This is a genomic window from Streptomyces sp. NPDC014889, assembly GCF_043081205.1.
In the GTDB taxonomy this organism is placed as follows: Bacteria; Actinomycetota; Actinomycetes; order Streptomycetales; family Streptomycetaceae; genus Streptomyces.
Genome location: NZ_JBIBWH010000003.1, coordinates 261,274 through 278,082 on the forward strand (window position 1 = coordinate 261,274; position 16,809 = coordinate 278,082).

Annotated in this window: 12 protein-coding genes; 9 read left to right on the forward strand and 3 right to left on the reverse strand. The window is 72.4% G+C overall.

Features of this window, described 5'->3' with window-relative positions; all coding sequences use genetic code 11:
• Window positions 1–4: 4 nt before the first annotated feature.
• Window positions 5–1,621 carry a carboxyl transferase domain-containing protein gene (locus ACF09J_RS07335; RefSeq protein ID WP_392304396.1) on the reverse strand — a complete coding sequence of 539 codons (1,617 nt, stop codon included), beginning with the start codon at window positions 1,619–1,621 and terminating at the stop codon, window positions 5–7.
• 107 nt (window positions 1,622–1,728) lie between these two features.
• Here ACF09J_RS07335 and ACF09J_RS07340 point away from each other — a divergent pair, with 107 nt between their 5' ends.
• The 3 genes from ACF09J_RS07340 to ACF09J_RS07350 all read left to right on the forward strand — a co-directional run bounded on the left by ACF09J_RS07340 (window position 1,729) and on the right by ACF09J_RS07350 (window position 4,607).
• Complete coding sequence (locus ACF09J_RS07340; protein WP_392304397.1) at window positions 1,729–2,337, forward strand: TetR/AcrR family transcriptional regulator; 609 nt, start codon at window positions 1,729–1,731, stop codon at window positions 2,335–2,337.
• Between the two features lie 202 nt (window positions 2,338–2,539).
• A complete protein-coding gene (locus ACF09J_RS07345) occupies window positions 2,540–3,697 on the forward strand; it encodes an acyl-CoA dehydrogenase family protein (RefSeq protein WP_392304398.1) in 1,158 nt (385 codons plus the stop codon).
• Between the two features lie 13 nt (window positions 3,698–3,710).
• A complete protein-coding gene (locus tag ACF09J_RS07350; protein WP_392304399.1) occupies window positions 3,711–4,607 on the forward strand; it encodes an acyl-CoA thioesterase in 897 nt (298 codons plus the stop codon).
• Window positions 4,608–4,622: 15 nt separating this feature from the next.
• Here the strand turns inward: ACF09J_RS07350 and ACF09J_RS07355 are convergent, their stop codons facing one another.
• Both ACF09J_RS07355 and ACF09J_RS07360 read right to left on the reverse strand, forming a co-directional pair.
• Window positions 4,623–5,411: a phosphatase gene (locus ACF09J_RS07355; protein WP_392304400.1), complete on the reverse strand. Its 789-nt coding sequence runs from the start codon at window positions 5,409–5,411 to the stop codon at window positions 4,623–4,625.
• A gap of 62 nt (window positions 5,412–5,473) precedes the next feature.
• Entirely contained in the window at window positions 5,474–7,078 is a 1,605-nt protein-coding gene (locus ACF09J_RS07360; RefSeq protein WP_392304401.1) for a PucR family transcriptional regulator ligand-binding domain-containing protein, read from the reverse strand.
• Window positions 7,079–7,270: 192 nt separating this feature from the next.
• Here ACF09J_RS07360 and ACF09J_RS07365 point away from each other — a divergent pair, with 192 nt between their 5' ends.
• From ACF09J_RS07365 to ACF09J_RS07390, 6 genes are all read left to right on the forward strand, one after another.
• Window positions 7,271–8,734 carry a sodium:solute symporter gene (locus ACF09J_RS07365; protein ID WP_392304402.1) on the forward strand — a complete coding sequence of 488 codons (1,464 nt, stop codon included), beginning with the start codon at window positions 7,271–7,273 and terminating at the stop codon, window positions 8,732–8,734.
• Window positions 8,735–8,790: 56 nt separating this feature from the next.
• The gene (gene speB, locus ACF09J_RS07370) at window positions 8,791–9,762 is read left to right on the forward strand and encodes an agmatinase (protein ID WP_392304403.1); all 972 of its coding nucleotides are present in this window, start codon (window positions 8,791–8,793) and stop codon (window positions 9,760–9,762) included.
• Window positions 9,763–9,767: 5 nt separating this feature from the next.
• Window positions 9,768–11,453 carry a thiamine pyrophosphate-binding protein gene (locus tag ACF09J_RS07375; protein WP_392304404.1) on the forward strand — a complete coding sequence of 562 codons (1,686 nt, stop codon included), beginning with the start codon at window positions 9,768–9,770 and terminating at the stop codon, window positions 11,451–11,453.
• A 126-nt stretch (window positions 11,454–11,579) separates the two neighbouring features.
• Window positions 11,580–12,503 carry a serine hydrolase gene (locus tag ACF09J_RS07380; RefSeq protein WP_392304405.1) on the forward strand — a complete coding sequence of 308 codons (924 nt, stop codon included), beginning with the start codon at window positions 11,580–11,582 and terminating at the stop codon, window positions 12,501–12,503.
• A 96-nt stretch (window positions 12,504–12,599) separates the two neighbouring features.
• Window positions 12,600–16,328 carry an ABC transporter ATP-binding protein gene (locus ACF09J_RS07385; protein ID WP_392304406.1) on the forward strand — a complete coding sequence of 1,243 codons (3,729 nt, stop codon included), beginning with the start codon at window positions 12,600–12,602 and terminating at the stop codon, window positions 16,326–16,328.
• 78 nt (window positions 16,329–16,406) lie between these two features.
• The gene (locus ACF09J_RS07390; RefSeq protein WP_392304407.1) at window positions 16,407–16,796 is read left to right on the forward strand and encodes a hypothetical protein; all 390 of its coding nucleotides are present in this window, start codon (window positions 16,407–16,409) and stop codon (window positions 16,794–16,796) included.
• Window positions 16,797–16,809: the final 13 nt, after the last annotated feature.

The following is a 16,809-nucleotide window of genomic DNA, read 5'->3' on the forward strand; positions in this document are numbered from 1 at the left end:
CCCCTCACATCCGGAAGACGCCGAACTGGGGGTCACCCAGCGGGGCGTTGGCGCACGCGGTCAGGGCCAGGCCCAGCACCTGGCGGGTCTCCAGCGGGTCGATCACGCCGTCGTCCCACAGCCGGGCGGTGGCGTAGTAGGCGTTGCCCTGGTGCTCGTACTGGGCGCGGATCGGGGCCTTGAAGGACTCCTCGTCCTGCGCCGGCCACTCCTCGCCGCGGGCTTCGAGCTGGTCCCGCTTGACGGTGGCGAGCACGGAGGCGGCCTGCTCGCCGCCCATGACGGAGATCTTGGCGTTCGGCCACATCCACAGGAAGCGGGGGGAGTAGGCCCGGCCGCACATGGAGTAGTTGCCCGCGCCGTACGAACCGCCGACTACGACGGTCAGCTTGGGCACTCGGGTGCAGGCGACCGCGGTGACCATCTTGGCGCCGTGCTTGGCGATGCCGCCCGCCTCGTAGTCCTTGCCCACCATGAAGCCCGAGATGTTCTGCAGGAACAGCAGCGGGATCCCGCGCTGGTCGCACAGCTCGATGAAGTGGGCGCCCTTCTGGGCGGACTCGGAGAACAGGATGCCGTTGTTGGCGACGATCCCGACCGGGTGGCCGTGGATCCGGGCGAAGCCGGTGACGAGGGTCTGCCCGAACTCGGCCTTGAACTCGGCGAAGCGGGAGCCGTCGACCACGCGCGCGATGACCTCGCGGACGTCGTAGGGGGTGCGGGGGTCGGCGGGCACCGCGCCGTACAGCCCGGAGGGGTCGACCTTGGGCTCGACCGCCTCGGTGACCTCCCACGGCAGGGTGCCGCGCGCGGGCAGGGTGGAGACGATGTCCCGCACGATGCGCAGGGCGTGGGCGTCGTCCTCGGCGAGGTGGTCGGTGACGCCGGAGATCCGGGAGTGCACCTCGCCGCCGCCGAGCTCCTCGGCGGTCACGACCTCGCCGGTGGCCGCCTTCACCAGCGGCGGCCCGCCCAGGAAGATCGTGCCCTGGTTGCGGACGATCACGGCTTCGTCGCTCATCGCCGGGACGTAGGCGCCGCCGGCCGTGCAGGAGCCGAGGACCGCGGCGATCTGCGGGATGCCGGCGCCCGACATCCGGGCCTGGTTGTAGAAGATCCGCCCGAAGTGCTCCCGGTCGGGGAAGACCTTGTCCTGCATGGGCAGGAAGGCGCCGCCGGAGTCGACCAGGTACAGGCAGGGCAGGCGGTTCTCCAGGGCCACCTCCTGGGCCCGCAGGTGCTTCTTCACCGTCATCGGGTAGTAGGTGCCGCCCTTGACGGTGGCGTCGTTGGCGACGATCACGCACTCGCGGCCGCCCACTCGTCCGACGCCGGCGATGACCCCGGCGGCCGGGGCCTGGCCGTCGTACATCCCGTCGGCGGCCAGCGGGGCCAGCTCCAGGAACGGCGACCCGGCGTCGAGGAGGGTGTCCACGCGGTCGCGCGGCAGCAGCTTCCCGCGCGCGGTGTGCCGGGCGCGCGCCTTCTCGCCGCCGCCGAGCCGTGCGGCGGCGAGCTTGCCGCGCAGCTCCTCGGCGAGCTCGCGGTGTGCCTGTTCGTTGGCTCGCCAGGCCTCCGACGCGGGATCGGCCGCGCTCGTCAGCTCCGGTGCCTCGTGCATCCTTGCGGTCCCCTCACCCGGTGGTCGGTGCGCCCGACTGTTAATGAGCGTTAACGCTTTTCCCTTCAGGTTAACGAGCGCTAACCGTCCTGTCTAGAATTACTTTCATGGCCACTCGAACCGACGCCCCCACCCGCCGTGAGCAGATCCTCAAGGAAGCGGCGCGGCTCTTCGCCGAGCGCGGGTTCCACGGGGTCGGCGTCGACGAGATAGGCGCCGCCGTGGGTATCAGCGGGCCGGGTCTGTACCGGCACTTCGCGGGCAAGGACGCGATGCTCGCGGAGCTGCTGGTCGGCATCAGCGGTCAGCTCCTGACGGGGGCGAAGCGCCGGCTGGCCGAGGCCGACGGGGTGGCCGGGCCCGAGGCGGTCCTCGACTCCCTGATCGAGGGCCACATCGACTTCGCGCTCGACGACCGTCCGCTCATCACCTTGCACGACCGCGAGCTGGACCGCCTGCGGGACAGCGACCGCAAGCTGGTGCGACAGCTTCAGCGGCAGTACGTCGAGCTGTGGGTGGAGGTGGTCCGCGAGGTCCATCCGGACCTCGGCGAGCCGGCCGCGCGGTCGGCCGTGCACTCGGTGTTCGGGCTGCTGAACTCCACACCGCATCTCGGGCGGGCGGGTGTCCTGCCGGGGCGGGGGGACACGGCGGAGCTGCTCCACCGGATGGCTCGGGGGGCGTTCGCCTCTGCGGGGTCGCCCGCGGCGGGCTGAACGGTTCGCGGGCGCGTCCCGGCCCGTGGCGGGACCGCGGCGCGCGCCCCTGGGGCCTGTGATGGTCTGCGGGTTCGTCCGGGCTGGGCGCGCGGTTCCCCGTGCACCTGGGCGGCACCCCCTTTACGAGCTTGCGTACTCGTCGGTATCTTGACTGAGCAAGCGCTTGGACAGTTGGACAATTGCTCTGTGGAGGTGCGGCGTGCGGCGTGTGGTGTTCGGCGAGGATCACGAAGCGTTCCGGGAGACCCTGCGCGCCTTCATCGAGGCCGAGGTCGTGCCGGTCTACGACGAGTGGTGCGCCGCGGGGCAGGTCCCGCGCGAGTTCTACCACCGGCTCGCCGAGCTTGGACTGTTCGGGATCAACGTCCCCGAGGAGTACGGCGGCGCCGGACTCCAGACGCACCGGTTCGAGGCCGTCCAGTACGAGGAGACCGCCCGCGCGGGCGTGACCTTCGGCGGGTCCGGCGTGCACGTCCTGCTCGCGCTGCCCTACCTCAAGATGCTCGCCTCCGACGAGCAGAAGAAGCGCTACCTGCCCAGGTTCGTCTCCGGCGAGGAGATGTGGGCCATCGCGATGACCGAGCCCGGCACCGGCTCCGACCTCGCCGGGATGAAGACGACCGCCCGGCTCGGCGAGGACGGCACGCACTACGTCCTCAACGGCGCCAAGACCTTCATCACCGGTGGCGTCCACGCCGACCGGGTCATCGTCTGCGCCCGCACCGCCGCCCCGACGGCCGAGGACCGCCGCCACGGCATCTCCCTGTTCGCGGTGGACACCCGGTCCCAGGGCTATTCGGTGGGCCGCAAGCTCGACAAGCTGGGCCTGAAGGCCTCCGACACCGCCGAGCTGGCGTTCGCCGACGTCAAGGTGCCGGTCGAGGACCTGCTCGGCGAGGAGAACAAGGGCTTCTCCTACCTCGGCGCCAACCTGCCCTCCGAGCGCTGGGGCATCGCCTTCGGCGCGTACGCGCAGGCCAGGGCCGCCGTCCGGTTCGCCAAGCAGTACGTGCAGGAGCGCACGGTCTTCGGCAAGCCGGTCGCCCACTTCCAGAACACCAAGTTCGAGCTGGCCGCCTGCCAGGCCGAGGTGGACGCGGCGCAGGCCGTCGCCGACCGCGCCCTTGAGGCCCTCGACGCCGGTGAGCTCACGCCCGCCGAGGCCGCGTCGGCCAAGCTGTTCTGCACCGAGGTCGCCCACCGCGTCATCGACCGCTGCCTCCAGCTGCACGGCGGCTACGGCTACATGAACGAGTACCCCATCGCCCGCCTGTACGCGGACAACCGCGTCAACCGCATCTACGGCGGCACCAGCGAGATCATGAAGTCGATCATCGCCAAGGACATGGGCCTGTAGGGCCGGCCGACGCATGAACCCGGCACTTCGGTCCCTGCTCGATCTGCTCGACCTGGAGCGGATCGAGCGGGACATCTTCCGCGGCCGGTCCCGCCACGCGGTCGTCCCGCGCGTCTTCGGCGGGCAGGTCGCGGCGCAGGCACTGGTCGCCGCGGGGCGCACGGTCCCCGCGGACCGGCACGCGCACTCGCTGCACGCCTACTTCCTGCGCCCCGGCGACCCGGGCGCGCCCATCGTCTACACGGTGGACCGCATCCGCGACGGCCGCTCCTTCACCACCCGCCGGGTCGTCGCGGTCCAGCACGGGCAGCCGGTCTTCCACCTCTCGGCGTCCTTCCAGACGTACGAGGAGGGCCTGGACCACCAGGCGCCCATGCCGTCCGCACCCGACCCGGAGACCCTGCCCACCTCGTGGGAGCGGTTGCGCGGCTACGACCACCTCCCGCGCGAGGTCGTGGAGCGGTTCCAGGAGGCCCGCGCGGCCGTGGACCTGCGCTACGCCGACGAGCCGCCGTACGGCAGGTTCGGCGAGCCGCGCGAGCCGCGCTCCCAGGTGTGGTTCCGCACCGACGGCAAGCTCGACGGCGACATCGACCAGCCCCTCCTGCACGTCGTCCTCGCCACCTACGTCTCCGACATGACGCTGCTGGACTCGGTGCTGCTCGCGCACGGCCGCGGCGGCTGGGCGGTCGGCGACGTGGTCGGGGCCTCGCTGGACCACGCGATGTGGTTCCACCGGCCGTTCCGGGCCGACGAGTGGCTGCTGTACGACCAGGAGTCCCCCTCCGCGCACGGTGGGCGCGGCCTCGGCCAGGCCCGCATATACACCCAGGACGGCCGGCTGGCGATCTCGGTGATCCAGGAGGGCGTGGTCCGCGTGCCCCGGTCCGAGGACGCCCCGCCGGCCTGATCCAAACGAAAGACCCTAGCCCAGACCCGCCCGGTCCAGCAGGTACGCCGTCATCGGGTCGTAGTACCGGGGGCTGATCACGTGGTCGTCGAGCGGCACGGTCACCTGGAGGGTGCCCTCGGCCTCGGCGACGAACAGGGCCGGGTCGTTGCAGTCGGCGTAGCCGACCGAGTCCACACCGTGCTGACCGGCGTATCCGGCCCAGCCGTGGTCGGCGACGACCAGGTCGGGCAGTCGTCTGCCCTCGCGCTCCAGGCCGGTGAGGATGGCCCGCATCGGCTCGCCGGAGTGCGTGTGCCACAGCGTGGCGCCGTGCTCCAGGACGGCCACGTCCGCGAACTGCATGACGTATCCCTCGTCCGTCTGGAGCCCGTCGGGGATCACCACGATCTCGCAGCCGGCGGCGCGCAGGGCGGCGGCGGTGGCGCGGTGCACGTCGAGCAGGCCGCCGGGGTGACCGGTCGCGAACAGCACCCGCTGACTGCTGTCGGCGGCCTTACGCAGCCGGCCGGCCATCCGCTCCAGCGCGTCGACGGTCAGTTCGGGGTCGATGGTGTCCTGGCCGTAGCGGTGCTCCGGGTCGTCGTTGACGCCGACGCGCTCCGCCATCACCGCCAGCACGTCCTGCTCGTCGCTCCAGCGGTCGCCGAGCTCCAGACCGAGCCAGAAGTGGCGGTCGCCGTTCGCGAGCTTGCGGTAGTGGGAGAGGTTGTTCTCGCGAGGGGTGGCGACGTCCCCGGCGATACGGGTCTTGACGAGGTGGTCGACGAGCTCGGCGCGGCTGGGTGTCCCGGATATCGGCATGGCTCCCATTGTGGTGCAGCTCTCTGTCCGCGTCGCCGATGTCCCGATCGCTGGGACGCGGGTCACGCCCGCCGCAGGGCGAACCACAGTTCCATGCGCACGTCGGGGTCGTCCAGGTCGGTGCCGAGGAGGGCGGCGCAGCGGGCGATGCGCTGGCGGACGGTGTTGCGGTGCACGGAGAGGGCGACCGCGGTGCGGTCCCAACTGCCGTGCAGGGAGAGCCAGGTGCGCAGCGTCTCGGTCAGCGCGGGAGCCGCTTCCAGCGGGGCGAGCAGCGCCTGTGCATGGGCGTCGGCCGCGTCCGGGGGGAGCAGGTCGGTCAGGCCGGGGCGGGTGCCGTGGCCGACCAGGGCGGTGCGGGTGGCGCGGGCGCGGGCCAGGGCGCGGGCCGCCTGGGCGTCGGCCGTCGTCCAGTCGCCGGGGCCGACGGCGCCGCTCACCCCGAGGGCCCAGCCGGGCTGGGGTCCCGGGTCCCGCTCGGCGGGCAGCAGGACCCGTACGACCCCGTCGGCGAGGTCGACCAGGGCCGAGCCGAGGGCGGCGCCGAGCGCGGAGGCGGCCACGGCGTCGGCCGCCTGGGTGTCCGGCCGTGCGTGCACGACGACCCACCGTCCGGTCCCGAGCAGCGGCGCCACCTCCTCGGGCGCCGCGCCCAGCAGCACCCGCACCAGCGCCGAGGAGCGGGCCGCCCCCGTACCGCTGCGGTGCTCGCCGGTGAGCAGCGAGAGCAGTACGGCGGCCACGGACGCGATGGTGTGGTCCCCGGGTTCGCGGCGCGGTGAGGCCACCCCGAGCACGAAGCCCTGCCCGGTCCCGAGGGCGTAGGCGGCGAGATGGCTGCCGGCGACGGTGTCGGTGGCGGAGGAAGGCACGGGCCGCGCGACGACGGGGGCGGCCGCCGGGGCCTGGGGAGACGGTGGCGGCGTCCGGGCGGTGGCGCCCGGCGGGGCCGCGGGCGGCGGGGCCGTGGTCGCCGGGGCCGGGCGGACCACGTCCGTCAGGTGGGCGAGCGCCTGGCGGGCCGTGTCGTGCGGGGCGCGGCCCGCCGAGGCGATCTCCGTGCCGTCCGGGCCGTACAGGACCGCCCAGCCGGTCAGGCGCTGGGCGAGCTGGCGCAGCACGGAGGGGACGGGGTCGGGGCGGGAGGCGGATGCCGCGAGCCTCTGCTGGGCCTCCGTGACACGGCGCAGCTCGGCCAGTCGGGCCTGCGCCATCAGCTGCCAGACGGCGCGCGCCACGCCGGAGAAGGTGGTCTGCGTCGGTACCTCCAGGAGCGGCAGGCCGTGGGTCTCGCAGGCAGCCACCAGGGTGCGCGGCACCGTGTCGTGCACCGGCGCCAGACCGAAGCCGATGGCCGCGCCGCCCGCCGCCGCCACCCGGGAGACGTAGGTGTCGAAGTACGGGCCGGTGGCGTCCTCCGGGGTGACATGGACGCCGGCCGTCAGCAGCAGCTCGCCGCCGAGCAGGTACGGGTAGGGGTCGGCCATCTCCGAGGTGTGCGCCCAGTGGATCGCGGTGTCCGCACCGGCCGGGCCGGCGATCCGGCGCAGCGCGAGGTCCTCCCGGGCGAGCAGGGCGGACAGCGGGATCGGAGGAGTCGGCGGGACCGCTGGGACCGCTGGGGTCAGGGGGACAGGTGTGTCCGGCACGATGTGCATTCCCTCCATACCGCCGCGACTCGAATGGATGAAAAGTACACTTCGCAGTCGCTTTTCGGCCACCTAGTGTCTAGGGGGCCGGCAGCCACGGGTACGGGCGATGTCCCCGCGAGCCCTTGCCGGGTCCCACCCCCCATATCTGTACGACCCCATATATCTGCACGACACCGCCACCCGGATGTGCGAGAAGGAGGGCCCCACATGGCCGTCGACTACACAGTGATCGTCGTCTATCTCGCCGGCATGCTGGCCATGGGCTGGTGGGGCATGCGCCGCGCCAGGTCCAAGAGCGAGTTCCTGGTCGCGGGCCGCCGCCTGGGCCCCGCGATGTACTCCGGCACCATGGCGGCGATCGTCCTCGGCGGCGCGTCCACCATCGGCGGCGTCGGCCTCGGCTACAAGTACGGCCTCTCCGGCGCCTGGATGGTCTTCACCATCGGCCTCGGACTCCTCGCCCTCTCGGTCTTCTTCTCCGCCCGCATCGCCCGGCTGAAGGTCTACACCGTCTCCGAGATGCTCGACCTGCGCTACGGCGGCCGGGCCGGCCTCATCTCGGGCGTCGTGATGTGGGCGTACACCCTGATGCTGGCGGTGACCTCCACCATCGCGTACGCCACGATCTTCGACGTGCTGTTCGACCTGAACCGCACCGTCGCGATCATCCTCGGCGGCGCGATCGTCGTCGCCTACTCCACCCTCGGCGGCATGTGGTCCATCACGCTGACCGACATGGTGCAGTTCGTGGTCAAGACGATCGGCGTGCTGCTCCTGCTGCTGCCCATCGCCGTCGTCAAGGCGGGCGGCTTCAGCGAGATGAAGGCCAAGCTGCCGACCTCCTACTTCGACCCGCTGGGCATCGGCGGCGAGACGATCTTCACCTACGTGCTGATCTACACCTTCGGCATGCTCATCGGCCAGGACATCTGGCAGCGCGTGTTCACCGCCCGCAGCGACACCACCGCCAAGTGGGGCGGCACCGTCGCCGGCACCTACTGTCTGGTCTACGCGATCGCCGGCGCGGTCATCGGCACCGCGGCCAAGGTGCTCTACCCCGACCTCGGCAGCGCCGACGACGCCTTCGCCACCATCGTCAAGGACGACCTGCCCATCGGTATCCGGGGCCTGGTGCTCGCCGCCGCCCTGGCCGCGGTGATGTCCACCTCCTCCGGCGCGCTGATCGCCTGCGCCACCGTCGCCAACAACGACATCTGGTCCCGGCTGCGCGGCGCCGTCCGCCGCGGCGGGGAGGAGGCGCACGACGAGGTCAAGGGCAACCGCGTCTTCATCCTCATCATGGGCGTCGGCGTGATCTGCACCGCCATCGCGCTCAACAACGTCGTCGAGGCGCTGACCGTCGCCTACAACCTGCTCGTCGGCGGGCTGCTCGTGCCGATCCTCGGCGGACTGCTGTGGAAGCGCGGCACCGCGCAGGGCGCCCTCGCCTCCGTGATCGTCGGCGGCGCCGCGGTCATCGGCCTCATGGCGACCTTCGGCATCCTCGCCAACGAGCCCGTCTACTACGGCCTGCTGTCCTCCCTGGCCGCCTACGTCATCGTCTCCCTGGCGACGAAGCCGACCGACGAGGCCGTCCTCACCGCCTGGCGCGAGCGGCTCGCCGGGCGCACCCCCGAACTCGCGTCCGAACCGGCCCCCGCTCACCAGTAGAGTCGATCACGAGCCATTACATACGCGACGAAGCGCAAGAAAGAAGGCATTTCGCCATGAGCAGCACCGAGACGCCCCGCGGTCCCGTCGACTCCTCCCGCGTCCCGCGGTACGCCGGCCCCGCGACCTTCGCCCGGCTCCCCCGCCTCGACGAGGTGGGCACCACCGACGTCGCCGTCGTGGGTGTGCCGTTCGACTCCGGCGTCTCGTACCGGCCGGGCGCCCGCTTCGGCGGCAACGCCATCCGTGAGGCGTCCCGGCTGCTGCGCCCCTACAACCCGGCGCAGGACGCCTCCCCGTTCGCCCTCGCCCAGGTCGCGGACGGCGGCGACATCGCCGTGAACCCGTTCAACATCAACGAGGCCGTCGAGACCATAGAGGCCGCCGCGGACGAACTCCTCGGCACCGGCGCCCGGTTGATGACCCTCGGCGGCGACCACACCATCGCGCTGCCCCTGCTGCGGTCCGTCGCCAAGAAGCACGGCCCGGTCGCGCTGCTCCACTTCGACGCCCACCTCGACACCTGGGACACCTACTTCGGCGCCGAGTACACCCACGGCACCCCGTTCCGGCGGGCGGTGGAGGAGGGCATCCTCGACACCGAGGCGCTCTCCCACGTCGGCACCCGCGGCCCGCTGTACGGAAAGCAGGACCTCAGCGACGACGAGAAGATGGGCTTCGGCATCGTCACCTCCGCCGACGTCTACCGCCGCGGCGCCGACGAGGTGGCCGACCAGCTGCGCCAGCGCATCGGCGACCGCCCGCTGTACATCTCCATCGACATCGACTGCCTCGACCCGGCGCACGCGCCCGGCACCGGCACCCCCGAGGCGGGCGGCATGACCTCCCGCGAACTGCTGGAGATCCTGCGCGGCCTGGCCTCCTGCAACCTGGTCTCCGCCGACGTCGTCGAGGTGGCCCCGGCGTACGACCACGCCGAGATCACCTCGGTGGCCGCCTCCCACACGGCGTACGAACTGACCACGATCATGACCCGCCGGATCGCGGCGGACCGGAAGGACGCGTAAGCCAAGTGACGCACGACCACGACCTGGTTCTCCGCCCGACACCCGCGCAGACGGAGGCCGCCCTGAATCCTCCCCCCGGCCGCAACGGCGGAGACCTGGTCGTGGAGACCCTCGCCGGGCTGGGCGCGACGACCGTCTTCGGCCTGCCGGGACAGCACGCCCTCGGCATGTTCGACGCGCTGCGCCGCTCGGAGCTGACCTACGTCGGCCTGCGGGTGGAGAACAACGCGGGCTTCGCCGCCGACGCCTACGGCCGGATCACCGGCGAGGCCGCCCCGCTGCTGCTGTCGACCGGCCCGGGTGCGCTGACCTCGCTGGCCGCGCTCCAGGAGGCCGCGGCGGCCTCCGCCCCCGTCCTGGCCATCAGCAGCCAGATCCCGACGGCGGGGCTCGGCGGCGGCCGCCACGGCTACCTGCACGAACTGCCCGACCAGGCCGCCTCGTTCCGCGGTGTGGTGAAGTCGGTCCACACGGTCCGCACCCAGTCCCAGATCCCCTCCGCCATCGCGGCCGCCTGGAAGTCGGCGCTGACGGTCCCGCACGGTCCCGTGTGGGTGGAGATCCCGCAGGACGTGCTTCTCGACCGGACGAGTCTGCCGGTGGTGACGGCCCCGGACGCCACCCCGGAGGAACTGGTCCCGCGTCCCGAACTCACCGCGGTGGCGGCCGACCTGCTGTCCGGGGCCGCCCGCCCCGCGGTCATCGCGGGCGGGGGAGTGGTCCGCGCCGACGCGTCCGGCAAGCTGCTGGCCCTCGCGGAACGGCTGAACGCCCCCGTCGTCACGACGTTCGGCGGCAAGGGCGCCTTCCCCTGGGAGCACCCGCTGTCCCTCCAGTCCTGGCTGGAGGACCGGCACACCACGGACTTCCTGGAGGACGCCGACGTCCTGCTCGTCGTCGGCTCCGGCCTCGGCGAACTCTCCTCCAACTACCACACGTTCAAGCCCCGCGGCCGGGTGATCCAGATCGAGGCCGACCTCGGCAAGCTGGAGTCCAACCACCAGGCGCTCGGCATCCACGCCGACGCCCGCCTGGCGCTCCAGGCCCTGCTGGAGACGGTGGACGAGCGCGCCGACGAGGGCGCCGCCGAGGGCGTACGCGAGGTCCTCGCCAAGGTCCGCGACCGGATCGCCGCCCAGGAACTCACCCTGGAGCAGGACGTGCTGGCGTCCGTCCGCCGCGCCCTGCCCGCCGGCTCGCCGTCCTTCTGGGACATGACGATCCTGGCGTACTGGGCCTGGTCGGCCTTCGACGCGAAATCCCCCAACACCATGCACTCGGCCCAGGGCGCGGGCGGCCTCGGCTACGGCTTCCCGGCGGCGCTCGGGGCCGCGGCCGCCGACCGCAGCCGCCCGGTCCTGGCGGTGTCGGGCGACGGCGGCGCGCTGTACTCCATCGCGGAACTGGCCACCGCCCGCCAGTACGGCCTCGACGTCACCTGGCTGATCGTCGACGACGGCGGATACGGCATCCTCCGCGAGTACATGACCGACACCTTCGGCCAGGCCACGGCCACGGAGCTCACCCGCCCCGACTACGTGGCCCTCGCCGGGTCCTTCGGTGTCCCCGGCGTCCGCACGACCCCGGAGACCCTGGCGGCCGACCTGGCGAACGCCCTTGCCGAACCCGGGCCTTCGGTGGTCGTCCTCCCCGCGGTGCTGCGGATGTTCGCGCCCACGCACCTGGACTGAGGCCGCGTCGAAACCGGAAGGGGCTCGTGCTCGTGTGCGCGAGCCCCTGACTGCATTCGGGTAACGGCCGGTCAAATCTAGGCCAACTCGCGCAACCTTGACCCGGAGTCCGTACGTCAAGGGAGCATGACTCACTCGACAACCCGACGCGCCAGAGTGCTCGCGGCGGGCGTGGGCGCCGGGATGCTGATTCCCTGCGTGGCCGCCGCGACGCCCGCCGCGGCCGCCACACCCACGGTCAGCTGCACGTCCGGCAAGGCAGGCCTGGCGGCCAAGTTGGAGAAGGACATCACCGCGGCGATGAAGGGCCGCAAGGGCACCGTCGCCGTCGGCCTGCGCGACCGCACCACCGACACGACCTGCACGCTGCGCCAGTCGACCGCCTACGACTCGGCGAGCGTCGTCAAGGTCACCGTCCTCGCCACCCTGTTGTGGGACGCCAAGAAGCACAACCGCTACCTCACCGCCCGCGAGGCGACCCTCACCAAGGCGATGATCACCAAGTCGGACAACAACGCCACCTCCACCCTGTGGAAGCAGTTGGGCGTGACGAAGGTGAAGGGCTTCCTGACCGCGGCCGGCATGACCCAGACCAAGCCTGGCGCGAACGGCTACTGGGGCCTGACCCAGATCACCGTCCGCGACGAGCAGAAGCTGCTCGCCCTGATCACGGCCAAGAACTCGATATTGAGCGACAACTCCCGCGACTACATCCTCAAGCTCATGGGCCAGGTCGTGGCCTCCCAGCGCTGGGGCACGCCCGCCGGGGCGCCGTCCTCCGTCGCCGTGCACGTCAAGAACGGCTGGCTGTCGCGCGCCACGCACGGCTGGCGGGTGCACAGCGTCGGCACGTTCAAGGGCGCCGGCCGCGACTACATGATCACGGTGCTCACCCAGGACAACAGCACCATGAACTACGGCGTCACCACCATCCAGAACATCGCCAAGGCCATCCACAAGGACCTCGTCCCCACGACGGCGAACACCGTGCGCTACGCGCCGACCACCACACCGAAGGAGGCGTTCGTGGCCGTCCCCTCCGGCGGCTGACCCCCGCGCCACGGGCGCATTGTCGCGGAGGGATGAAATCCGCCCCCGCCCGCGTTGGTGTCTTCCGGAAGATCAGCTCATGAGGGAGGCACCGACGTGGCAGCGCAGCCGGGATGGGCGCGGAGACTGGCCGGGTACGCCTGGCGTCACCCCAGGGACGTCGTCCTCGCCCTCGGCGCCTCGCTCGCCGGCATGGCCGTCACGGCACTGGTCCCGCTGATCACCAAGGTGATCATCGACGACGTGATCGGCGACCACAGCCGCCGCATGGCCCCCTGGGCGGGCGCCCTGATCGCCGCCGCGCTCGTCGTCTACGTCCTCACCTACATCCGCCGCTACTACGGCGGCCGGCTCGCCCTCGACGTCCAGCACGACCTGCGGACGGAGATGTACGAGACGATCACCCGGCTCGACGGCAGACGCCAGGACGAGCTGTCCACCGGCCAGGTGGTCGGCCGCGCCACCAGCGACCTCCAGCTGATCCAGGGACTGCTCTTCATGCTGCCGATGACGATCGGCAACGTCCTGCTCTTCCTGATCTCCCTGATGATCATGGCCTGGCTGTCGCTGCCGCTGACCCTGGTCGCCCTCGCCGTCGCCCCGGCCCTCGGCTGGATCGCCCGGCGCAGCCGCACCAAGCTCCACCCCGCCACCTGGTACGCCCAGGCGCAGGCCGCCGCCGTCGCCGGCGTCGTCGACGGCGCGGTCAGCGGCGTGCGCGTGGTCAAGGGCTTCGGACAGGAGGAGCAGGAGACCGGAAAGCTGCGCGAGGTCGGCCGCAGGCTGTTCGCCGGGCGGCTGCGCACCATCCGGCTGAACTCCAGGTTCACCCCCGCGCTCCAGGCCGTGCCCGCCCTCGGCCAGGTCGCCATGCTGGCCCTCGGCGGCTGGCTCGCCGTGCGCGGGCACATCACGCTGGGCACGTTCGTCGCCTTCTCCGCCTACCTCGCCCAGCTCGTCGGCCCGGTCCGGATGCTCGCCATGGTCCTCACCGTCGGGCAGCAGGCCCGGGCGGGCACCGAACGCGTCCTGGAGCTGATCGACACCGAGCCCACCCTGACCGGGGGCACCAGGGAGCTGCCCGCCGAGGCGCCCGCGACCGTCGAGTTCGACGACGTCTCGTTCGGCTACGCGGACGACCGGCCTGTCCTCCAGGGGCTGTCCTTCGAGATCCGCCCCGGCGAGACCCTGGCCGTCGTCGGCTCCTCCGGCTCCGGCAAGTCCACGGTCTCCCTGCTGCTGCCCCGCTTCTACGACGTCACCCACGGCGCCGTCCTCGTCGGCGGCCACGACGTGCGCGAGCTGACCCTGGACTCGCTCAGGGCCGCGATCGGCCTGGTACCCGAGGACTCCTTCCTGTTCTCCGACACCGTCCGCAACAACATCGCCTACGGCCGCCCCGACGCCACCCAGGAGCAGATCGAGGCCGCCGCCCGCGCCGCCCAGGCCGACCGTTTCATCGCCGAGCTGCCCGAGGGCTACGACACCAGGGTCGGCGAGCAGGGCCTGACCCTCTCCGGCGGCCAGCGCCAGCGCGTCGCACTGGCCCGCGCGATCCTCACCGACCCGCGCCTGCTCGTCCTGGACGACGCCACCTCCGCCGTGGACGCCCGCGTCGAGCACGAGATCCACGAGGCCCTGGCCCAGGTGATGGAGGGCCGCACCACCCTCCTCATCGCCCACCGCCGCTCCACCCTGAACCTCGCCGACCGCATCGCCGTCCTCGACCAGGGCCGCCTCGCCGACCTGGGCACCCACGACGAGCTCCAGGAACGGTGCGCCCTCTACCGGCGCCTGCTCACCGACCCCGACGAACTCGGCGGCGTCTCGCCGGGCCACGCCCTGCCCGCCGCACCCGCGGAGGACGTATCGGTACGCCAGGAGCTGGACGCCGAGTTCGACGCGGAGCGCGGCATCACGCCCACGCTGTGGGCGGGAGAGCGCGAGCCCCGGGACACGGCGATGTCCGGCATGCCCGCCACCCCCGAACTGCTCACCCAGGTCGCCGCGCTGCCACCCGCGACCGACACCCCCGGCATCGACGAGCGGCAGGCCGTCCGCCCGGAGGACTCCTACGGCCTGCGCCGCCTGCTGCGCGGCTTCGGCCTGCCGCTCCTGGTCAGCCTCGGCCTCGTCGCCGTGGACGCCGGCATGGGCCTGCTGCTGCCGGTTCTGATCCGGCACGGCATCGACCAGGGCGTCACACGGATGGCGCTGGGCGCCGTCTGGGCGGCCTCGCTGCTCGCCCTGCTCGCCGTGCTGGTGCAGTGGGCGGCTCAGATCGGCGAGACCCGGATGGCCGGGCGGACCGGTGAGCGGGTGCTGTACTCGCTGCGCCTGAAGATCTTCGCCCAGCTCCAGCGGCTCGGCCTGGACTACTACGAGCGCGAGCTGACCGGCCGGATCATGACCCGGATGACGACGGACGTCGACGCGCTGTCGACGTTCCTCCAGACCGGTCTGGTCACGGCGTTCGTCTCGGTCGTCACCTTCTTCGGCATCATGGTGGCCCTGCTCGTGATCGACGTGCAGCTCGCCCTGGTCGTCTTCGCGACGCTGCCGCCGCTCGTCGTCGCCACGTTCTTCTTCCGCCGGGCGAGCGTGCGGGCGTACGAGCTGGCACGTGAGCGGGTGTCGGTGGTCAACGCCGACCTCCAGGAGTCGGTGGCCGGGCTGCGGATCGTGCAGGCCTTCCGGCGCGAACAGGACGGCGGGCGGCGTTTCGCCGGACGCAGCGACAGCTACCGCCGGGCGCGGATCCGGGGCCAGTGGCTGATCTCGGTCTACTTCCCGTTCGTGCAGTTCCTGTCCTCGGTCGCGGCGGCCTCGGTGCTGATCGCGGGCGCGGGCCGGGTGGAGGCGGCCACGCTGACCGCGGGCGCCCTGGTGGCGTACCTGCTCTACATCGACCTGTTCTTCGCGCCCGTCCAGCAGCTCTCCCAGGTCTTCGACGGCTACCAGCAGGCGACCGTCTCGCTGGGCCGCATCCAGGAACTGCTCCGGGAGCCGACGTCCACGCGGTCCGCCGCCGAGCCCCTCGACGTGCCCGCCCTGCGCGGCGAGATCGCCTTCGAGGACGTGCACTTCCGGTACGGCGGCGCCGACGCGGGCGAGGCGGCACTCACCGGCGTCGACCTGCGCATCCCGGCCGGACAGACCGTCGCCTTCGTCGGCGAGACCGGCGCGGGCAAGTCGACCCTGGTGAAGCTGGTGGCCCGGTTCTACGACCCGACCGGCGGCCGGGTGACCGTCGACGGCACGGACCTCAGGGCGCTGGACCTCACCGCGTACCGGCACCGGCTGGGGGTCGTGCCGCAGGAGGCGTACCTCTTCCCCGGCACCGTCCGCGACGCCATCGCCTACGGCCGCCCCGACGCCACCGACGCCGAGGTGGAGGCCGCCGCGCGGGCGGTCGGCGCGCACGAGATGATCGCCACGCTGGAGGACGGCTACCTGCACGAGGTCGCCGAGCGCGGACGCAACCTGTCGGCCGGTCAGCGCCAGCTCATCGCACTGGCCCGCGCCGAACTCGTCGACCCGGACGTCCTGCTCCTGGACGAGGCGACCGCCGCGCTCGACCTGGCCACCGAGGCACAGGTCAACCAGGCCACCGACCGGCTCGCCGGCCGCCGTACGACGCTGGTGGTCGCCCACCGGCTGACCACGGCCGCCCGCGCCGACCGGGTGGTGGTGATGGACCACGGCCGGGTCGCCGAGGACGGCACGCACGAGGAACTGCTGGCCCGCGACGGGCGGTACGCCGAGCTGTGGCGGACGTTCGTCGGCGCGCCGGAATCGGAGGAGCCGGTCAGCGCGTCCCGCTGAGCCCGCGTGGGGCAACCAACCGGCCCATGGGCCGCGTCCGTACACCAGTACGCTTGTAGCCGGCCGTCAGGGGGGACCGTGGACAGTGGTGCGATACGCCGAAGGCCGCTGCCGTTCGTGGCCGTGCTGACCGGGGCGGTGCTGCTGGCGTTCGCCGCACCCGGCACCGCCCGGGCAGCGGCCGCCGCCTGCGCCGGCCGCGAGGTCAGGACGCTCCCCTTCGCCACGGGCGCCGTCCACCTCCACAAGCGCGACGGCTATGTCTGCGCCCTCACCGTCGCCGCCAAACCCGGACCCAAGCGGCCGATGTCGGTGACGGTGCAGGCCCGCGGCAGCCGCCCGGTCACCGACAAGGGCCGCTACTCCCGGCACGCCGGCCCCGTCACCGTGTACGCGGGCCACCGCTGCGTGCGGGTCGCCGGATCGGTCGGGTCGAAGTCGGTGCACACGGACTGGATCCTGTGCTGAGCCCCTGAGCCCG

Excerpts from the sequence above, each read along its gene's own strand:
- ACF09J_RS07365 (WP_392304402.1), top strand. The coding sequence starts at position 7,271 with ATGGCCGTCGACTACACAGTGATCGTCGTCTATCTCGCCGGCATGCTG.
- speB (WP_392304403.1), top strand. The coding sequence starts at position 8,791 with ATGAGCAGCACCGAGACGCCCCGCGGTCCCGTCGACTCCTCCCGCGTC.
- ACF09J_RS07335 (WP_392304396.1), bottom strand. The coding sequence starts at position 1,621 with ATGCACGAGGCACCGGAGCTGACGAGCGCGGCCGATCCCGCGTCGGAG.
- ACF09J_RS07355 (WP_392304400.1), bottom strand. The coding sequence starts at position 5,411 with ATGCCGATATCCGGGACACCCAGCCGCGCCGAGCTCGTCGACCACCTC.
- ACF09J_RS07380 (WP_392304405.1), top strand. The coding sequence starts at position 11,580 with ATGACTCACTCGACAACCCGACGCGCCAGAGTGCTCGCGGCGGGCGTG.
- ACF09J_RS07360 (WP_392304401.1), bottom strand. The coding sequence starts at position 7,078 with ATGGAGGGAATGCACATCGTGCCGGACACACCTGTCCCCCTGACCCCA.
- ACF09J_RS07350 (WP_392304399.1), top strand. The coding sequence starts at position 3,711 with ATGAACCCGGCACTTCGGTCCCTGCTCGATCTGCTCGACCTGGAGCGG.
- ACF09J_RS07340 (WP_392304397.1), top strand. The coding sequence starts at position 1,729 with ATGGCCACTCGAACCGACGCCCCCACCCGCCGTGAGCAGATCCTCAAG.